Genomic DNA, 15,982 nt, shown 5'->3' with positions numbered 1-15,982 from the left:
CTACTTTTCCAGATACTGCTCTCTAATAGTATCCTGCATCTCTTGATCAATGCCAACTTCATGTTCAATATACGAATCCAAACTACCATAATTTTTATTAATTGCGATTAAACTAGTATCTAAAAAGGCATCGGCCACTGATCCTAAAATTCGCATATTAGCACGAAAATTATCGTTTTCACCAGCTAGTTTAAAACGCTGGTCACGAATAGCACGGTAATCATTCAACAGATAATTTGAATATAAGTAATCCTGCCGGATAACTTCTGGTGCTACACCCAAAACATGCAAAATCATTAACGTTACTAATCCTGTCCGATCCTTACCTTCTGAACAATGGTATAAGACCGCACCTTCAGTAGTTTCAGCCATTAATTTTAAAATTTGATGAAAACTTGCCTGTGTTGTCTTAGTTAAAACATGTTCGCGATATCTTTTGTACATCATTTCTAAGCTAGCATATTGATCAGCTCGATAACGAGCAAAATTTTGTGCCTCATTGCCGCCATCAACTGCTAACGGGCAATGATAATGTAAAACACCGCTAATTTCTTGGTCAGGATTAATTTGACATTCGGCGGGTGAACGTAAGTCAATGACCTTAGTCAACCCGTAATCAAGTAAAAATTGGCAATCATGCGCCGTTATTTTACTAATATTACCCGTTCTTAATAAACGATGTGTTTTTATCTTATGACCATTAAGACCAACATATCCTCCTAAATCACGCGGGTTGCGCACAGATTTCACTGGTAAAATTACGGGACTTGCCATATAAGCATCCTTTCTAGCACAAAAATAACCGGATAGTACTCCTACCCGGTTATTTTACTCTACGCAAAGCATTCTCGCAAAACTTTATTTAGTTGCTTGCTTAACAAAATTGAAGAAGTTATCCATCATGCCATCCAATGACTTGATAGTTGCTTCATCAGTTAATTCGCCAGTTTCTTTATCAAACTTGCTTGCAGCACCACCAATTAAAACTTCGTTACCTGGAAGAACGTTAGCGCTCATATCAGGTGAAAGTAAAATTTCACGCATATCTTCTTGGGCACGACTACTGCCTTGAACGCCATAAGAAGCACCAGCTACAGCAACTGGCTTCATCTTCATTACGTTAGGACCAGCATGTGAACCAAGCCATTCCAATGCACTCTTTAATGGTGCTGGAATTGTATGATCATATTCTGGAGTGGTAATAATAATACCATCTGCAGCCTTGATGTCTTCAATCCAAGCCTTAATTGTATCGTCAGCCATTTGCGTTCTGCAGAATGGGGTTAACTTATCAATTTCTTTTACTTCAATATCAGCTTTATCACCATAACGCTTAGCAATAAAGTTTGCTAAAAAGCGGTTATATGAAAAATCTGCATTTGTACCAACAATTGCTAATAATTTCATTCTTGGTCCTCCTACTTAGTAACTTGTGCGTACCATTCGTCAACTTCGTCAAAGAATTGACCTAAGAATTTAATAGTGCCTTCATCAGTTAAGTCACCATTATCATCAAATTGTTTTGGTCCGTTACCCATCATAAATTCATCACCGTTAAAGACATGTGCGCCAAAGCCAGGTGCAGTAAGTAAACTCTTTAACCGACTTTGTGAACGCGCAGCACCTTGTGGCATTGGTGAAGTTGACACAATTACAACTGGCTTGTTCTTAAATGGGTGTTCAGCACTTGATAACCATTCAAGAGCGCTACTCAAAGCACTTGTTACAGAGTGTTGTTGCTCAGGTGAACCAATTAAAACTAAATCACTAGCTTCAATTTCTTTAGCCAAAGCTTGAACTGATTCAGGTTCATCTTGACCTTCTTTAAACATTGGCAAGCCTTTCACAGTTGCCGGTTTAAAATCATATCTATCAGCAAAATGCTTAGAAATATATTTAAGCAATGCTTCATTAAACGAATTATTGGCGTTTGAGCCAGATAATGCAAGGATTTTCATAAAAACCCACCTTTCAAAAAACTAATTTCTATTTCAATTATAAACTATATAAAAAATTTTTAACATAATCTTGCATTTTAGTTTTAAACAAAAAAGCAGCTACCAGCTATTATCCTAGCCAATAACTTATTTTTTCTTTGATTTTTTAGCTTTTGTCTTTTTATTTTCAAGGTTAAATAATGGAACTGTTTGCGTTTTACTCAACCAATCATTTAAAATTGCATCATTAATTTGAGCTACCAAAACGTTCTCAATCTGCGTTTGCGTAAAAGTAGCAATTTCATTAACAATTAGTGATGCAATTCCTACAGTAGTAATCCAATTTGCGACAACAATATTTTGGATTTTTTCTTCACTATATTCAGTATCAGCATATTGTTCTTTGAATTTTTCAATTCCCAAACTAATTAACGTATCAGAAATTATCTTACTGCCAAACTTGCCATCAACAAACATTGCCCGAAAAAGATTTTCGTGCTCCTTAGCAAAATCAATATACGATAAATCCATATCAATTAATGGCTTACCTGTATACTTTTTTTGCAAAACCTTATCCCTTAAGTTAGTAGCGATTCTACTTAAAACCTCTTTACGAAGCTCATCCATACTACTGAATTCCAAATATAAGGGTTGCGTTGAAAAGTGACCCGCCTTAGCAATATTACGTGCAGTAAGGCTTTCAATTCCTTCCTTAACAACTATTTTATTGGCAATATTTAAAATCTTATTTCTTCCTATTTCTTTCTTTCTAGCCATTGGTTTTTCCCTAACTAACTTCAGTAATTTTACTTTTAATCCATCTTATTCTTGCCAATACCTAGCTAAGCCTATAATTCCAATTAAAATGTTAGACCTAAATTGCAATAATAAGTTAAATATCCACATTAATTAAATTAATAAATGTAATCCAATCTGCGGACAAATAATTCGTTTGATTGCGGTAAAACCGGATTTTCTTAAGTAAATTAGTGTATCATTCTTAAATCTTATAAATTTAGTTTAAAATACCGTCTTTAATACATTTACTTTGAAAACAAAACGCCTAATCATTAATAACTGACGTTTTTCCTTTACCTTTATTACATTTTATCAAAGAAATCCAACACATCTTTTATTTTTAATCAACTGAAGTATTAAACTACATTTTCTATTAAAACGTTAGATAATATTGTGACCCAATACTTATCTATTTTCCAGAAATTGATCATAGTAAGTAGAAACCATGTTGCTCAGCTCAGCCTTACTCAATCCTTGAGCTGCACAAAAAGAGAAGAAAGCGGCGGACAAAATATACCCCCGCTCTCTATCGTCTGTTAAATTCTCGGAAAATTTCATATTAATACTATGATTCTGATAATCAGTTGATACTTCAATTGATTTATTTTCTGGTATTTCGTTCATTTCTACCTCAGCTTTAAAATAAAACCAAATAACCTTCATATCCTGCTAAACTATCACCACAACAGCTCAATGGATAAAAGTACAAATTACATAATACAAAAACATACACTCATTTATAACTCGTTTGTTATTTTAGTGAAACAAATATTTTCACTACCAAATTATCTAATCACTTGAAAGCCTACCCTAAATTTTCCCTTTTTAGACGCGACTTCCACCATGATTTATAAAAAATAACAAATTAATTATCTATTATTTAGAATAGTAAACTTAAAACTGCTTTGTCAAGAGCAAAACGCTTTCTGATTTTTAAATTAATTGCCGTTATCAGTGTATAAACGTCTAATAAGACTGCTAAATTAGTTTTAATAACACTTTTGTTTTTAAATAAAAAATTATACTAATTTTTTTGCTGGTTTTAATTGCCCAACAAAAAATCTGCAATTTTCAAATTTTGTGAAAATTGCAGATTTTAAATAAAATTAATTTAGTAATTACCGCTTTTTTATTATTTCTTTTGAACCATTTCACCATCCATCATTTCATAAATATGGTCAGCATATTTTTCTAGACGGGGATCATGAGTTACTAACAAAACAGCCTTAGCATAATTCTTAGCTAAGTCTCTAAATAATTGTCCAACTTCTTCAACGTTTTTACTATCAAGCGAAGCAGTAGGCTCATCGGCTAGCAGAATTTCGGGATTTGCATATAATGCTCGCGCAATTGCAGCCCGCTGTTGTTGACCACCAGATAATTCATTCGGATATTTATTAATCAGGGAGGTAATTCCCAGTTGCTCAAGCAATTTTTGCAGTGTTGCATGACTAATATTCCCTTGCTTCTTAACCCGATCAACTAATTCGAATTGCTCTTTAATTGTCAAAAATGGCACTAAATTATAAGCTTGCAAGACAAAACCAATTTGCGTTAACCGTAATTTGTTACTTTGCTTCGTCGAAATTTGGGCGATATCTTGACCATTAATCAAAACCTGTCCAGACGTTGGCTTTTGCAACGAACCCGCAATTGTTAGAAAAGTACTTTTACCAGCACCAGATGGTCCCATAATTAAAACAACTTCACCTTTATTAGCTGTAAAATCAATGTTTTTAAGTGCCTTAACTTCTGCGGCACCTTTACCATAAATCTTTTGCACGTTTTTTAATTCAATGACTGCCATCTTATTCACCTATTGCCTTTGCTGGATCTACTTTTAAAATTGATCTAACTGGAATTAAACTACCAATAATTCCTGTCAAGAGCATACCGCCAGCACCACTTAACATAATCGTCGGTGTAAAGCTCATTGGAACAGCTGCTGGTAATGCCTTAGCAGTTAACCACATTGCTAAAAGTCCAATTATCACGCCAACAACAACGAGAATAATTGATTGACTAATTGTCGCTTTCACTAACGTACTGCTAGGAATTCCTTGAGCACGCATCACAGCAAAATTGTGCATTTTTTGCATTGTTAGAATATATAAAAATACTGCAATAATAATTAAGGAAATAACGAATAAAAAACCAATCATTAATTCAAATGTCATATTTTGTGCTGTATATCCCGGCAGTTTATTAATAAAGGTCTTAATTGGATAAGTTTTACCGTTTTCATGATTATATTGATAATCACTATTCCGTGAAATAATAGCGGAAGCCGCCATATTAGGCATTCCTTGGCGCAAGGTCTTCCATGCACTAAGCGAACCGTAGATAATTGGAGCAATATTAATCTTAGCGTTTTTAGCAAAGCCAACAATTGTATATTTCTGCTTTGAGCCGTTCAATTCTAACTTATCGCCAATTTGATAACCCTTGATTTTAAAAGCCTGATCAGCAACTACTTCGTGACTGGTTTTTGCTCTGCGCCCAGCAATCATTTCCTGATCAGCATAAATAAATTGGGTTTTCTTCAAACCGATAAATTGCGCAGAAATTTGCGGCCGCTTTTTATTCTTGACAACGACTGCAGTTTGTCCAAGCAAAGCCTCATCTTTACCAATTGTTGCTTTTTGCAAATCTGACTTTGTTAGAACTGATTGATTCATACTAACATTAGCATTTTTATTCAAAACCACTTGCCGAGCATTCCACGATTCAAGTGCTTGTGTATTTTCACTAGCTAATCCAATTGATAATGATGATAAAATAAAAATTAAGTAACTAATTAAGAAGATCATCAAAATAATCAAACCATAGCGCAATTTTTCTCGTTTAATTTCTTTAATTGCTAAAAACATTAGTTAGTTCCCTTCTGCAATAGCTGTAAACTCGCCTTAAAGCGAGCCAAAATCTTGTCCTTTTGTTGCGGCACCGCTAAAATCGCCCGAATTGCCTCATGGCTGAGGACCATTGCACTCCAATTTTGCGGATCTAAATCCAGTTGTTGCTTACTTTGAGCAGTCTGTGCGAGCACACTCTCGTTATATAACACATGCAGCCTAATTAAAGCACCATACCTACTGACATCTGCCTCTTGAACAAAGTTAACCACATTTGAATAAAAAGTTTGCGGATTGAATTGGACTGACAACTTTACATTAGTATGAATTTCCTGCATGGCAATCCGATATAAATACCGATATGCATCAAATAAATCCTTAAAGTACTTATAAAAAGCACCCCGAGCAATTTGGGCTGCCTTCACAATTCGCGCTACCTGTGCTTCTTGCAGCGGATAGTGACTGAATTCATCAAGCAAAGCTTGCATAACTACTTCTTTTTTTGCCTGAGGCAAGTTAATAAAAGTTGCCTTAACCAATTCAATTCTCCCCCTTCTTATTCAAGTGACACCATGTCACTTGAATAAGAGAATAACATTACTTTTAACTAATCGTCAATTAATACGCAAAAAAAGCAGGGTACTTAATAATACCTTGCTTTTTTAATTAAAACGCTAAAACTTGGTTATAGTAATTTAATCTTGGTACATGATCACGATATGAAATTTTCCCTAATGCACAATTTTTCATTGTATCAAAATAATTTAAGTCGCCACCCGTAAAATAATGGGCAAACATCATCCGGATTAACGTTCCATGACAAACAACCAAAATCTTCTTATCGGGATACTTCTGCACCATATCATCCAAAAATTCACCGCAGCGTTTATTCAATTCCGCGTTACTTTCGCCACTTGGAGCGTACTTAACATAATTTTTATTGGCCTTGCCCCAAGGATCAATTGCATCAGGATATTTTTGACCCAATTCCGATAGCAATTGTCCATCCCATTCACCAAAGTTAAATTCAATTAACCGCTTATCCAAATTAATCTTTTTCTGTCCTTTAGTAAAAATCTGGGCTGTTTCCAATGCTCGCTTCATTGGACTTGAAAAAACAATATCAAAACTTGACGGATCAAAGTTCGCTGCCGCTCTTTTTGCATATGCTCTTCCAGCTTCATCCAAGTCATGATCAAATAGTGATCCCTGAATACGACCCGTTTTATTTAAATCTGTTTGACCGTGACGAACAAAAACAATTTCCATAACTAAACCTCACCTTTTTAATAGGTATATTTTACTATTTAACACACGATTACACTAGCCGCTTTTTAACGTCTTTTGAAGTCAAATTTTGTCCGAAATACATATGTATCTGCAGTACTAGCAGCTGGAATAAAATGAAAGCCGAAGTCACTAAAAGTTTGCAATTCTTCCGGATTAGTTAATTGCTTTTCAGCAATAAAACGAGTCATCTCACCACGAGCCATCTTGGCATGAACACCTACTGTCCGCCATTGATCGTTCTTTAATTCTTGAAAATCAATGCTAATCATCCGACGCTCGCCTGTTAAATAAGGCGTAATATTTTTAGAATATTCCTTAGATGCTAAGTTAATTAAAATTGTTTCTTCATTAAATAAGTTATCAGCAATTATTGATCCCCAAAACTTATATAAATTTGGTTGCTTAAAGCCTTGCACTTTATTCTTCATTTCTAAGCGATATGGCCAGACACCATCAAACGGCCGTAAAACACCGTACAGTCCTGATAGAATACGAACATTATCTTGCAAGTAATCTAAAGCTGGCACGGTAAATAAATCAGCCGCCATATATTGGTACTGAATTCCCGAATAAGAAATTACCGCTGGCGTCAAATTTTGTGTTTGCGCTAAATTCAAGTTTGCAATCTGCTGGGCACCTTCCTTAGTTGTCCGCTCACTCCCCTGCCAAATCGCCTGAAGCTGCTTTAAATTACACTGTTTGAGAAAGTCTACTAATTCTTGTGCCTGCGGCAAAAACTGTGGTGTTGACCGCACAGGAAAAGCTTCACGATTAACTTGCATTTTCATTGCTGGAGAGATAATAATTTTCATTTTTCGTAATTTCCTTCTTTTAGAGTTAAACTTAATAATATTAATTTATTAAGGAGAGATTTGATGAATCCTGATTTTGCTATCGTCTTAAATTTTAAACTAAAAGATACTAAAAAGGTTAATGCCGACCTCCTAGTTAAAACGGCTCGCGATATTGGTGCCCGTGCTGTCAGCGCTGATAGTGCCCAAACAGCTATGCAAGCTGCCTGTGCCAAATATACAATTACCTTGGCTGCAGACCAAGCAGGCCAAGATCTGACTGCAGATAACGTAATTAATGAGCTGGTTACTAACCGCAAAAAAGGGCAAGCAACCATCATTAATGTTAACATTACTGAAAGTGGTACCTTAACTGCTGCCAGCCAAGCCGTTCTTGAACAGATCAACAACTGGATGCACATGTTTGGCCACGCCTTTAATGAAAGCAAGCCATGCAGTTTAACCACTGATGGTAACAGTTTCGTCCTGCAAAACCGCCACATGCCTTACCAAAAATATCTTTTTGTTAAAAGTCCATTACCTAAGCAAATTACAGTTTCTGGTTTAACGCAAGAGCCTAACCGCGTTGAATGGATTGAAAAACGGGTTGACTTAAAGTTTAATTATGAAAATAATGAGTTAGTAATTGACCTTGCCGACCCGGTGGACAGCTTTCCTTGGCAAGTCTTACGGATTCAAGAACACCGTCCAGAAGACGATATTAAAGAAACAAAATTTTAATAGCCTAAAAAACTACATTTGCCAGCCGGTAAATGTAGTTTTTCATTTATTCTAAACCATTATTCTGAATAACCTTTTGATACCAATAAAAACTATCTTTTGGAATTCGCCGCAGCTGCTTTAAATTAAAGTCCGTTCTATCAACATAGATAAAGCCATAACGTTTTTTAAAGCCCTGATGCGAACTCAAAATATCCATAACTGACCACGGACAATAACCAAATAACTCGACCCCATCTTGAATTGCATCATAACAAGCTGCAATATGAGCCTTGAGATAATCAATCCGATATTGGTCATGAATTTTACCATCGGCAGTCAATTCGTCAACTGTTCCCAAACCATTTTCAGTAATAATCATCGGCAAACGATACTTTTGATAATATTCATTCAAAACCAGGCGCAAGCCCAGCGGGTCAATTTGTGCACCATACTCAGTTGCTTTGAGATGCACATTCTTTTTAATTTTAAAATAACCATACAAGTCAAAATCAATATCACTTACACGCTGACCCACTGGATGCTCAGCATCTGCTGGCAAATACTCTGCCGCTAAAGTTCGGTAATAATTTACTGCAATAAAATCAGGCTTAGCTGCCTGCAAAACTTTGCTGTCATCAGCCATAGTTTGGGGATAGATTCCCTGCTGTCGCAAAAAATATTCATAATAACCCGGATATTTGCCAAAGCAATACATTTCTAAGGCATAGTTAGTTTTAAAATTATCATTCATCTTAGCGGCCCAGACATCAAGTGGCTTATCACTAATCGGATACGTCATCGTTGAAGAAATTGCAGGGCCGATCTTACCATTAACAACTAGTTGGTGGCAATCATTCATGACATACGCACAAGCCAAGAACATATGATAATCCATCTGAGCACGAACTTGCTCAACTTGGGCAGCTGGAACAGCAGTCATATTCATCCGTTCATTAACCCGCACCATCAAGTTTTGCTCATTAATTACCTGCCAATTTTGCACGCGATCGCCAAAGGCTTTAAAGCAAACTTGCGCATACCGCCGAAAAGCACTAACACAATCGCGACTAGCCCAACCTTGATACTTTTTAACTAAAGCCAAGGGTAAGTCAAAATGATACAGCGTCACAAAAGGAATAATCTCATTAGCTAGACATTCATCAATCACACGATTATAAAAGTCAATTCCGGACTGATTAATTGCACCATCACCATCCGGAATAATCCGCGTCCACGCAATTGAAAAGCGGTAAACTTTCATGCCCATCTGCTTCATCAATTTAATATCTGACTGGTAATGATGATAAAAATCACTGGCTACCTTAGTATCTGCTTGCTCACCAGAATGCTTAAACGAATTATAATCGGCAATAGATTCACCTTTGCCAGCTTCATTCCAAGCGCCTTCAATTTGAAAAGCTGAAGATGAGGCACCCCACCAAAAGTCTTGCCTAAATTTTTTCATTAGTTATTTTACCCTTAAATTCCATTAATTCACTATTCTCTGTTACTTGATTTTCATCAGTAATTGTCACCTCAGCATCTGCGGCAGCATTCGTGATGATTACCGGTGTCGTCAAGTCATATCCTGCTTGCTTGATTTTAGCACAATCAAAGCTAACAATAGGATCTCCCTTCTTCAAATGGGCACCAACTTCAGTATGACTGGTAAAATACTTTCCTTTAAGTTCAACCGTGTCGCGACCAATATGAATTAAAATTTGCACACCGTTATCCAATAACAAGCCAATAGCATGCATTGTCGGATATAATACCTGAACCTCACAATCGCTTGGTGCCACAATTTCACCTTTAGTCGGCAAAATAGCCACACCTTTGCCCATTGCTCCTGACGCAAAGACTTCGTCGTTAATCTGTCCTAAGGTAATTACTTTACCAGCAAGCGGCGCGGTGATTTGAACATCTTCTTCAACTTCTACCGGAATATTGGTTAATTCATCATTATTTTCACCAGTTAGTTCTTCAGGTAAATCTTTAAAACCACAGACAACAGTTAAAATACAAGCACCAAAGAAAGCAATCGCACACCCAAGTAAATAGCAGACAAAGCCCTTTAAACCGCTGCTAGCATAGACGGGAATCGTTAATATCCCTTGATTAGCAAAAGCATTACCAAAGGAACCGCCCCAGCCCATAAGTGCGCCACCTAAGGCACCACTGATAATTGCATAGACCATTGGCTTTTTAAGTCGTAAGTTAGCCCCATAAATTGCCGGCTCAGTAATACCAAACAAAGCGGTAACCGTTGCCGAAGCCGAAACTGTCTTCATATTCTTATTTTTAGTCTTCAAAAAGACACCAAAAGCTGCCCCAGCTTGAGAAAAATTAGCTGCTCCAGCAAAAGCCAACAAGTTCTGATGACCGGTCTTAGCAACATCATTAATCCCAATCGGAATAATAGCTCTATGAGCACCAAACACAACCAAAACGCACCAAATACCACCAATAAAGGCTCCAAGTAAGATTGGACTAAAGTGCATGATGTAGTAGTAAAGCCAATTAATAAAGTTCCCGATATAAATACCAATGGGACCAAAAAGCATCAAAGTTGCCGGCACCATAATTAACAAACAAAGTGTGGGCACCATGATAATTTTTAAGACATCTGGCATGATCTTATCAATAAAGCGTTCTAAGTAAGCCAAGATAAAGACCGCAATAATAATTGGAATTACTGATGAAGTATAGCTGGCCTTAGTAATTGGCAAGCCAAACAGTGTAACTGTAGCCTTGCCCGTCATTAGCGTCACAATTGACGGATAACAAAGCGTAGCCGCAATTACCATTGCGATATATTCATTGGTTTTAAAAACCTTAGCTGAAGATCTAGCCAAAATAATCGGCATAAAGTAAAACAACGCATCAGAAGCTGCACTTAAAATAATGTAAGTATTCAACTTCGTAATATCTGTATGATAAACATTAGTGGCAATAATTACAGCGACAGCTAAAATTCCTTTAATCATCCCCGAAGCCGCAATTGCCGGTACTGTCGGAGTAAAGATAGCCGCAATTGTGTTAAGAATTTTCGTTCCTAAGCCAACTTTATCCTTCGCTGTTGTACTACTTTCAGCTGCAGCATCATTGGATGCCGGCTGACCCAACAGTGGTTCAATTTCAACGTATGTCTTACCAACATTATTGCCAAGCACAACTTGAAACTGGCCGTTAGCCTTCATTACCTGAATTACTCCGTTTAAATGACTAATTTTCTCAGGCTTTGCCTTGCTATCATCCTTTAAAACAAAGCGCAACCTTGTAAAGCATCGCTCCAAACTAACTACATTATTTTTGCCGCCGACATTAGTCAAAATGTCTTGAGCCAAAGCTTTAAAATCCATAATTTTTACCTTTCTGGAAAATTAATATTTTATTCAATAATAGCTTTTTAAATATCTCAACTTTACTGCTATTACCTTATTTTTGTCCATAATAAGCATTCGGACCATGTTTACGATAATAATGTTTATCTAGTAAATATTGTGGTAATTCTGAATTTTGGTGAGTTAATTCTAGAGTATGAAAATCTTCTTCAGCTACAACTTCTAAAACTTTAGCATTATAAACAGCTTTCTTAGGATTCTCTCCCCAAGCAAACGGACCGTGTTGACTAACCAAAGCTGCTGGTGTTGCTTCATAATCTAAGTGCCGCTCTTTAAAGGTTCTGACAATTGTCTTACCTGTATTACCTTCATAGTCTTCTTCAATTTCTTCCTTAGTCAGAGCATCGGCTGCTGGAACTGCCGTGTAAAAAGTATCCGCATGTGTTGTGTTTAAAGCTGGAATGTCCATCTTCGCGGCCGCAAACGAAACAGCCCACGGTGAGTGGGTATGCACAATACCACCAATCTTAGGGAAATGATTATACAAATAAGTATGCGTTGGTGTATCACTTGACGGATTCTTATCGCCTTCAACTACCTCACCTTTTAAATTAATAACGACCAGATCGTCTGGTTTTAATTCCTCGTAAGGTACCCCTGAAGGTTTAATCACATATAAGCCAGCTTCACGATCAATACCGGATACGTTCCCCCAAGTAAAAGTCACCAAATCGAGTTTTGGTAGTGACATATTAGCCTGATAAACTTCTTCTTTTAACTTTTCGAGCATTTTATTTTCTCCTTATTTAACTGCTTCTTGCGTAATTCCTACTTGCATAAAAATCTTATCAAAGAAGCTCTTGGCCGCCTTAACTTCATCAATGGCATTGGCATCACCATTGTCACCTGACCACATTTCAATTGTAAAGCTACCATTATAATCTAAGCGCACTAGTTCACGTAATAACCCCACAAAGTCAACACAGCCAGCCCCAAATGGGACATTTTTAAACTGACCCTTAAAAGTTGGCGTAACCTTTTGACTATCTTTTAAATGGATTGCACAAATTGTATCAATGTAATTTTCAAGTTCAGCGGGAACGTCATTTTCTGGCCAGGCACTTAAATTGCCCAAGTCTGGATAAGCCTGCAGCCAAGGACTCTTCGTTAATTGATGATAGTGCGCAATTTTAGACAAATTATTAATAAACGGATCATCCATCGTCTCAATTGACAACATAATATTTTTCTTAGCTGCCATATGGACACACTTAATTAAGTTTTCCACATAGTACTCACGTGATAAAGCGGTTTTTTGTTCATAATAAACATCATAACCAGCCATTTGGATATTATGGATGCCCAAATCTACGCAAAGATCAACTGCCTTTTGCATCATTTCTAATGATTTTTGGCGGACAGCAGGATCAGCTGACCCTAGTGGAAACCGCCGATGTCCTGATAACATCAGATTATTAATCCGTGTATCAGTCAACCACATTAAATCACGGAATTTCTGGCGTTCTGCACGCGTCCAATCAAGTCGCGCTAAGCGCTCATCACTTTCATCAATTGAAAATTCTAAGAAATTAAAGCCTAATTGATGAACTAATTCAAACGTTTCCTGCCAAGATAAGTTTTGCGGCAAGGCCTTTTCGTAAATACCTAAAGAATTTACTGTCATTTGTTTTCTCCTTGTTATTTTCAAAATAAAAGGGAAACCATGAACCTAAATTCACCAGTTTCCCTAATTATTAACTAACCCCAAATATTATTAATTTCATCCTTAAATTGTTGTGCAACTGCACGCGGATCATCGGCTTCTCTAATTGCCCGACCAGCAATAAAGGTATAAACGGGCACACCCTTAAACAACTTGAGAATTTCTGGGTGAACACCACCAGTTACGGAAACTTTGAAGCCCATCTTAGTCAGATTTTTAACGTTCTCAACGTCTTGTTCAGACCACTTTTGCCCAGCAAACTTGGCATCACGACTTTGATGGTAGACAACTTGGTGAATACCATGATCAAGCCATGCCTGCATTCTCTCCTTGTCATCCCAACCTTCATAGAGTTCAACTTGAACTTCAATTTCTTTTTGTGCATTGCTCATCGTTGGTACAGTAGCTGCATTGATACAAGTCATCCAATCAGCACCTGCATCTTTGCAGGACTTGCCACACTTGGTTCCAGCATCTGCACATTTAACATCAGCAAGCACAATTTTATCTGGCGCCATTGCCCGCAAGTTTCTCACTGCACTCAAACCATCGCGATAAACCAGAATCGTTCCGGCTTCAACAACATCAATTAGATCTTCAACCTTACGCAAGACACTAATTGCCTGTGCCGTATTATCACTATCTAAAGCAACTTGTAATTTTGGAATAGCCATGATTATCTCCCTTAATTTTTCTTAAATTTAGTTGGAATATCAGAAGCATTAACTTTATCTTCAACTTCTTTAGCTGAAATTACATTTTTAATGCCAATTACTTCACCGCCACGTTTTTTAACTTCATCAAACATTTTGATAAATGGAATTGAGGTAAAAACAACATCGTAATTACGTGCAATTCCTTTAGCTTCAGAAATCGAAGTATGATCAGCCTTAGTAATCTGGTAACCCATTTTTTCCATTGTCTTTTTAACAGTCCGCATCAGCATTAAACTAGTACCTGAACCATTCGCACATGCAGTTAAAATTTTCATAATCATGCCATCCTTTAACTTATAATTAATAACTATTATTTTTCTTTATGATTTAGCTTTTCCCAAGCTGGATAATCTTCTGTAATTAAGAAGTAACCTTCTGGATCTGCTCTGTATTGTAATTGCGGAATTGCCAATAAGCCAATAACAATTACAGCAACCCCAATGTAGCCTAAGTACTTCATGATTACCGTGAAGAATGGCCAAACAGTTGCCCAGTCGAACATACCAAGATAACCACCGTAACGAGCCATTCCAACCCAAGTAGCAATCAGTGCTGAACCAGCAACTTGAATTAACCCAGAAATAAACGGCATAATCATGGCACACTTATAACCACCACGGTCATTAGAATACAAACCAATTGCAGCGTTATCAAAGAATAGAGGAATAAAGCCGGCAATAACCAATGTTGGTGAATGGAAAATAAGCAGTAAGAAAATCATCGTAAACTGACCTAAGGCACCAAACATAAAACCAATGGTTTGTGCATTTTGTGAACCAAAACCTAAAGTTGCAGCAACATCAATTCCGGGAACTGCACCTGGCAGCCATCTGTCAGAAATTCCAGTGAATGATTCTGTTAATTCGTTAACGAATGTTCTAACTCCCAGCTGCAAAATTGCAAGATAAACTGAAAATTGTAAGGCTGTTTGTAAAATATAAAAGACAAAACTTTGGCCCTTTTGCATAAAATGAGCCTTAGTTAAGTAATCTGGTCCTAACACAATCAAAATTGCCCCAATAAAGACCAGCATCAATAGTGAAGTTGAAACCATATTGTCATTAAAAATAGACATAAAGCTTGGCAATTCAATATCTTCCAGACGCTTATTCTTATCTGCTTTACCTTTTTTCATTGAATGCTTTTCAATTAATTCTGAAATTTTAGCAAAGAAATAAATCCCAAACATCTGTTGGTGCGCAACGGCAAAGCCAGCACCATCAGTCAATTCCTGAGTGATACCAACGGTTAGGTTCGAACCAACAGCCCAGTAAAGTCCCAAAATCAAACTCATAATTGCCAAAATTGACAATCTGTTTAACTTTGGAAAACAGAACAAAATCAACCAAAAGGCAGTTGCAGCCTGTTGCACTTGAACATTCCCAGTTGTAAAGACCGCACGCAGTTTAGTATATTTAGAAAAGCGCACTAAGAGAATATTGATGATGTAGGCAAACAGAAGTAGCAACATCGTATCTGCAAATGAGCGTCCAAATCGTTGCATAATGCCAGCATTAACAGCATTTTGACCAAAGTAAGGGTCAATAATCATCGCACTTAAATGAAAACGATCTTTTAACCCAACTAAAATCGGTCGAAAAGTATTAACTAAGCCACCAGACCCAGCTGACAAAATAAAGTAGCCAACTGTCGCTTTTAAAAAGCCAGACAAAACGTCATACCACTTCTTGCGTTCCAAGATATAACCGATTAATACAATAAAACCGATCATGAACGCAGGCTGTCCTAAAACATTAGTGGCAAAGTAGCTCCAAATGGTCATTAAAACATTTAAAACATTTTGCATT

18 protein-coding genes are annotated in these 15,982 nt (G+C 36.9%); 1 reads left to right on the top strand and 17 read right to left on the bottom strand.

Annotated elements, in window-relative coordinates:
- The 10 genes from OZY43_RS01240 to yaaA form a co-directional block, all read right to left on the bottom strand.
- Window positions 1–774, bottom strand: coding sequence for a tyrosine-protein phosphatase (locus OZY43_RS01240; RefSeq protein ID WP_277165219.1), 774 nt, complete (start codon window positions 772–774; stop codon window positions 1–3).
- An 84-nt stretch (window positions 775–858) separates the two neighbouring features.
- Entirely contained in the window at window positions 859–1,407 is a 549-nt protein-coding gene (locus OZY43_RS01235) for an NADPH-dependent FMN reductase (protein ID WP_277165217.1), read from the bottom strand.
- Window positions 1,408–1,418: 11 nt separating this feature from the next.
- On the bottom strand, window positions 1,419–1,958 hold the full coding sequence (locus OZY43_RS01230) for an NAD(P)H-dependent oxidoreductase (protein ID WP_277165215.1): 540 nt from the start codon (window positions 1,956–1,958) through the stop codon (window positions 1,419–1,421).
- Window positions 1,959–2,084: 126 nt separating this feature from the next.
- Window positions 2,085–2,714: a TetR/AcrR family transcriptional regulator gene (locus tag OZY43_RS01225; protein ID WP_277165213.1), complete on the bottom strand. Its 630-nt coding sequence runs from the start codon at window positions 2,712–2,714 to the stop codon at window positions 2,085–2,087.
- A gap of 426 nt (window positions 2,715–3,140) precedes the next feature.
- On the bottom strand, window positions 3,141–3,359 hold the full coding sequence (locus tag OZY43_RS01220) for a hypothetical protein (RefSeq protein WP_277166302.1): 219 nt from the start codon (window positions 3,357–3,359) through the stop codon (window positions 3,141–3,143).
- 508 nt (window positions 3,360–3,867) lie between these two features.
- On the bottom strand, window positions 3,868–4,542 hold the full coding sequence (locus OZY43_RS01215; protein ID WP_277165211.1) for an ABC transporter ATP-binding protein: 675 nt from the start codon (window positions 4,540–4,542) through the stop codon (window positions 3,868–3,870).
- A 1-nt stretch (window position 4,543) separates the two neighbouring features.
- Window positions 4,544–5,605 carry an ABC transporter permease gene (locus OZY43_RS01210; RefSeq protein WP_277165209.1) on the bottom strand — a complete coding sequence of 354 codons (1,062 nt, stop codon included), beginning with the start codon at window positions 5,603–5,605 and terminating at the stop codon, window positions 4,544–4,546.
- Complete coding sequence (locus OZY43_RS01205; protein WP_277165207.1) at window positions 5,605–6,126, bottom strand: TetR/AcrR family transcriptional regulator; 522 nt, start codon at window positions 6,124–6,126, stop codon at window positions 5,605–5,607. Before OZY43_RS01205 ends, OZY43_RS01210 begins: the two co-directional genes overlap by 1 nt.
- A gap of 127 nt (window positions 6,127–6,253) precedes the next feature.
- Window positions 6,254–6,856 carry a histidine phosphatase family protein gene (locus OZY43_RS01200; RefSeq protein ID WP_277165205.1) on the bottom strand — a complete coding sequence of 201 codons (603 nt, stop codon included), beginning with the start codon at window positions 6,854–6,856 and terminating at the stop codon, window positions 6,254–6,256.
- 65 nt (window positions 6,857–6,921) lie between these two features.
- Window positions 6,922–7,689, bottom strand: coding sequence for a peroxide stress protein YaaA (yaaA, locus tag OZY43_RS01195; RefSeq protein ID WP_277165203.1), 768 nt, complete (start codon window positions 7,687–7,689; stop codon window positions 6,922–6,924).
- A gap of 63 nt (window positions 7,690–7,752) precedes the next feature.
- Here yaaA and OZY43_RS01190 point away from each other — a divergent pair, with 63 nt between their 5' ends.
- Window positions 7,753–8,409, top strand: coding sequence for a hypothetical protein (locus OZY43_RS01190; RefSeq protein ID WP_277165202.1), 657 nt, complete (start codon window positions 7,753–7,755; stop codon window positions 8,407–8,409).
- A gap of 46 nt (window positions 8,410–8,455) precedes the next feature.
- Here OZY43_RS01190 and OZY43_RS01185 read toward each other — a convergent pair whose 3' ends face one another.
- From OZY43_RS01185 to OZY43_RS01155, 7 genes are all read right to left on the bottom strand, one after another.
- Window positions 8,456–9,856, bottom strand: coding sequence for a glycoside hydrolase family 1 protein (locus OZY43_RS01185; protein WP_277165200.1), 1,401 nt, complete (start codon window positions 9,854–9,856; stop codon window positions 8,456–8,458).
- Window positions 9,843–11,753: a beta-glucoside-specific PTS transporter subunit IIABC gene (locus OZY43_RS01180; RefSeq protein ID WP_277165198.1), complete on the bottom strand. Its 1,911-nt coding sequence runs from the start codon at window positions 11,751–11,753 to the stop codon at window positions 9,843–9,845. Before OZY43_RS01180 ends, OZY43_RS01185 begins: the two co-directional genes overlap by 14 nt.
- Window positions 11,754–11,829: 76 nt before the next feature.
- On the bottom strand, window positions 11,830–12,525 hold the full coding sequence (locus OZY43_RS01175; RefSeq protein WP_277165196.1) for an L-ribulose-5-phosphate 4-epimerase: 696 nt from the start codon (window positions 12,523–12,525) through the stop codon (window positions 11,830–11,832).
- A 12-nt stretch (window positions 12,526–12,537) separates the two neighbouring features.
- Window positions 12,538–13,419: an L-ribulose-5-phosphate 3-epimerase gene (locus OZY43_RS01170; RefSeq protein WP_277165194.1), complete on the bottom strand. Its 882-nt coding sequence runs from the start codon at window positions 13,417–13,419 to the stop codon at window positions 12,538–12,540.
- A gap of 74 nt (window positions 13,420–13,493) precedes the next feature.
- A complete protein-coding gene (locus tag OZY43_RS01165) occupies window positions 13,494–14,132 on the bottom strand; it encodes a 3-dehydro-L-gulonate-6-phosphate decarboxylase (protein ID WP_277165192.1) in 639 nt (212 codons plus the stop codon).
- A gap of 11 nt (window positions 14,133–14,143) precedes the next feature.
- Window positions 14,144–14,449: a PTS sugar transporter subunit IIB gene (locus tag OZY43_RS01160; protein WP_277165190.1), complete on the bottom strand. Its 306-nt coding sequence runs from the start codon at window positions 14,447–14,449 to the stop codon at window positions 14,144–14,146.
- Between the two features lie 35 nt (window positions 14,450–14,484).
- Window positions 14,485–15,981 carry a PTS ascorbate transporter subunit IIC gene (locus tag OZY43_RS01155; protein ID WP_277165188.1) on the bottom strand — a complete coding sequence of 499 codons (1,497 nt, stop codon included), beginning with the start codon at window positions 15,979–15,981 and terminating at the stop codon, window positions 14,485–14,487.
- Window position 15,982 lies beyond the last annotated feature (1 nt).

This window comes from Lactobacillus sp. ESL0785, assembly GCF_029395455.1.
In the GTDB taxonomy this organism is placed as follows: Bacteria; Bacillota; Bacilli; order Lactobacillales; family Lactobacillaceae; genus Lactobacillus.
The sequence above is the reverse complement of the archived record's forward strand: the minus strand, read 5'-3'. Positions and strand labels throughout refer to the sequence as shown.

What these genes read in the sequence shown, in the direction of transcription:
- OZY43_RS01210 (WP_277165209.1), bottom strand. Translation starts at nt 5,605, where the DNA reads ATGTTTTTAGCAATTAAAGAAATTAAACGAGAAAAATTGCGCTATGGT.
- OZY43_RS01175 (WP_277165196.1), bottom strand. Translation starts at nt 12,525, where the DNA reads ATGCTCGAAAAGTTAAAAGAAGAAGTTTATCAGGCTAATATGTCACTA.
- OZY43_RS01165 (WP_277165192.1), bottom strand. Translation starts at nt 14,132, where the DNA reads ATGGCTATTCCAAAATTACAAGTTGCTTTAGATAGTGATAATACGGCA.
- OZY43_RS01190 (WP_277165202.1), top strand. Translation starts at nt 7,753, where the DNA reads ATGAATCCTGATTTTGCTATCGTCTTAAATTTTAAACTAAAAGATACT.
- OZY43_RS01155 (WP_277165188.1), bottom strand. Translation starts at nt 15,981, where the DNA reads ATGCAAAATGTTTTAAATGTTTTAATGACCATTTGGAGCTACTTTGCC.
- OZY43_RS01170 (WP_277165194.1), bottom strand. Translation starts at nt 13,419, where the DNA reads ATGACAGTAAATTCTTTAGGTATTTACGAAAAGGCCTTGCCGCAAAAC.
- OZY43_RS01230 (WP_277165215.1), bottom strand. Translation starts at nt 1,958, where the DNA reads ATGAAAATCCTTGCATTATCTGGCTCAAACGCCAATAATTCGTTTAAT.
- OZY43_RS01240 (WP_277165219.1), bottom strand. Translation starts at nt 774, where the DNA reads ATGGCAAGTCCCGTAATTTTACCAGTGAAATCTGTGCGCAACCCGCGT.
- yaaA (WP_277165203.1), bottom strand. Translation starts at nt 7,689, where the DNA reads ATGAAAATTATTATCTCTCCAGCAATGAAAATGCAAGTTAATCGTGAA.
- OZY43_RS01180 (WP_277165198.1), bottom strand. Translation starts at nt 11,753, where the DNA reads ATGGATTTTAAAGCTTTGGCTCAAGACATTTTGACTAATGTCGGCGGC.
- OZY43_RS01215 (WP_277165211.1), bottom strand. Translation starts at nt 4,542, where the DNA reads ATGGCAGTCATTGAATTAAAAAACGTGCAAAAGATTTATGGTAAAGGT.
- OZY43_RS01185 (WP_277165200.1), bottom strand. Translation starts at nt 9,856, where the DNA reads ATGAAAAAATTTAGGCAAGACTTTTGGTGGGGTGCCTCATCTTCAGCT.
- OZY43_RS01220 (WP_277166302.1), bottom strand. Translation starts at nt 3,359, where the DNA reads ATGAACGAAATACCAGAAAATAAATCAATTGAAGTATCAACTGATTAT.
- OZY43_RS01225 (WP_277165213.1), bottom strand. Translation starts at nt 2,714, where the DNA reads ATGGCTAGAAAGAAAGAAATAGGAAGAAATAAGATTTTAAATATTGCC.
- OZY43_RS01235 (WP_277165217.1), bottom strand. Translation starts at nt 1,407, where the DNA reads ATGAAATTATTAGCAATTGTTGGTACAAATGCAGATTTTTCATATAAC.
- OZY43_RS01160 (WP_277165190.1), bottom strand. Translation starts at nt 14,449, where the DNA reads ATGAAAATTTTAACTGCATGTGCGAATGGTTCAGGTACTAGTTTAATG.
- OZY43_RS01200 (WP_277165205.1), bottom strand. Translation starts at nt 6,856, where the DNA reads ATGGAAATTGTTTTTGTTCGTCACGGTCAAACAGATTTAAATAAAACG.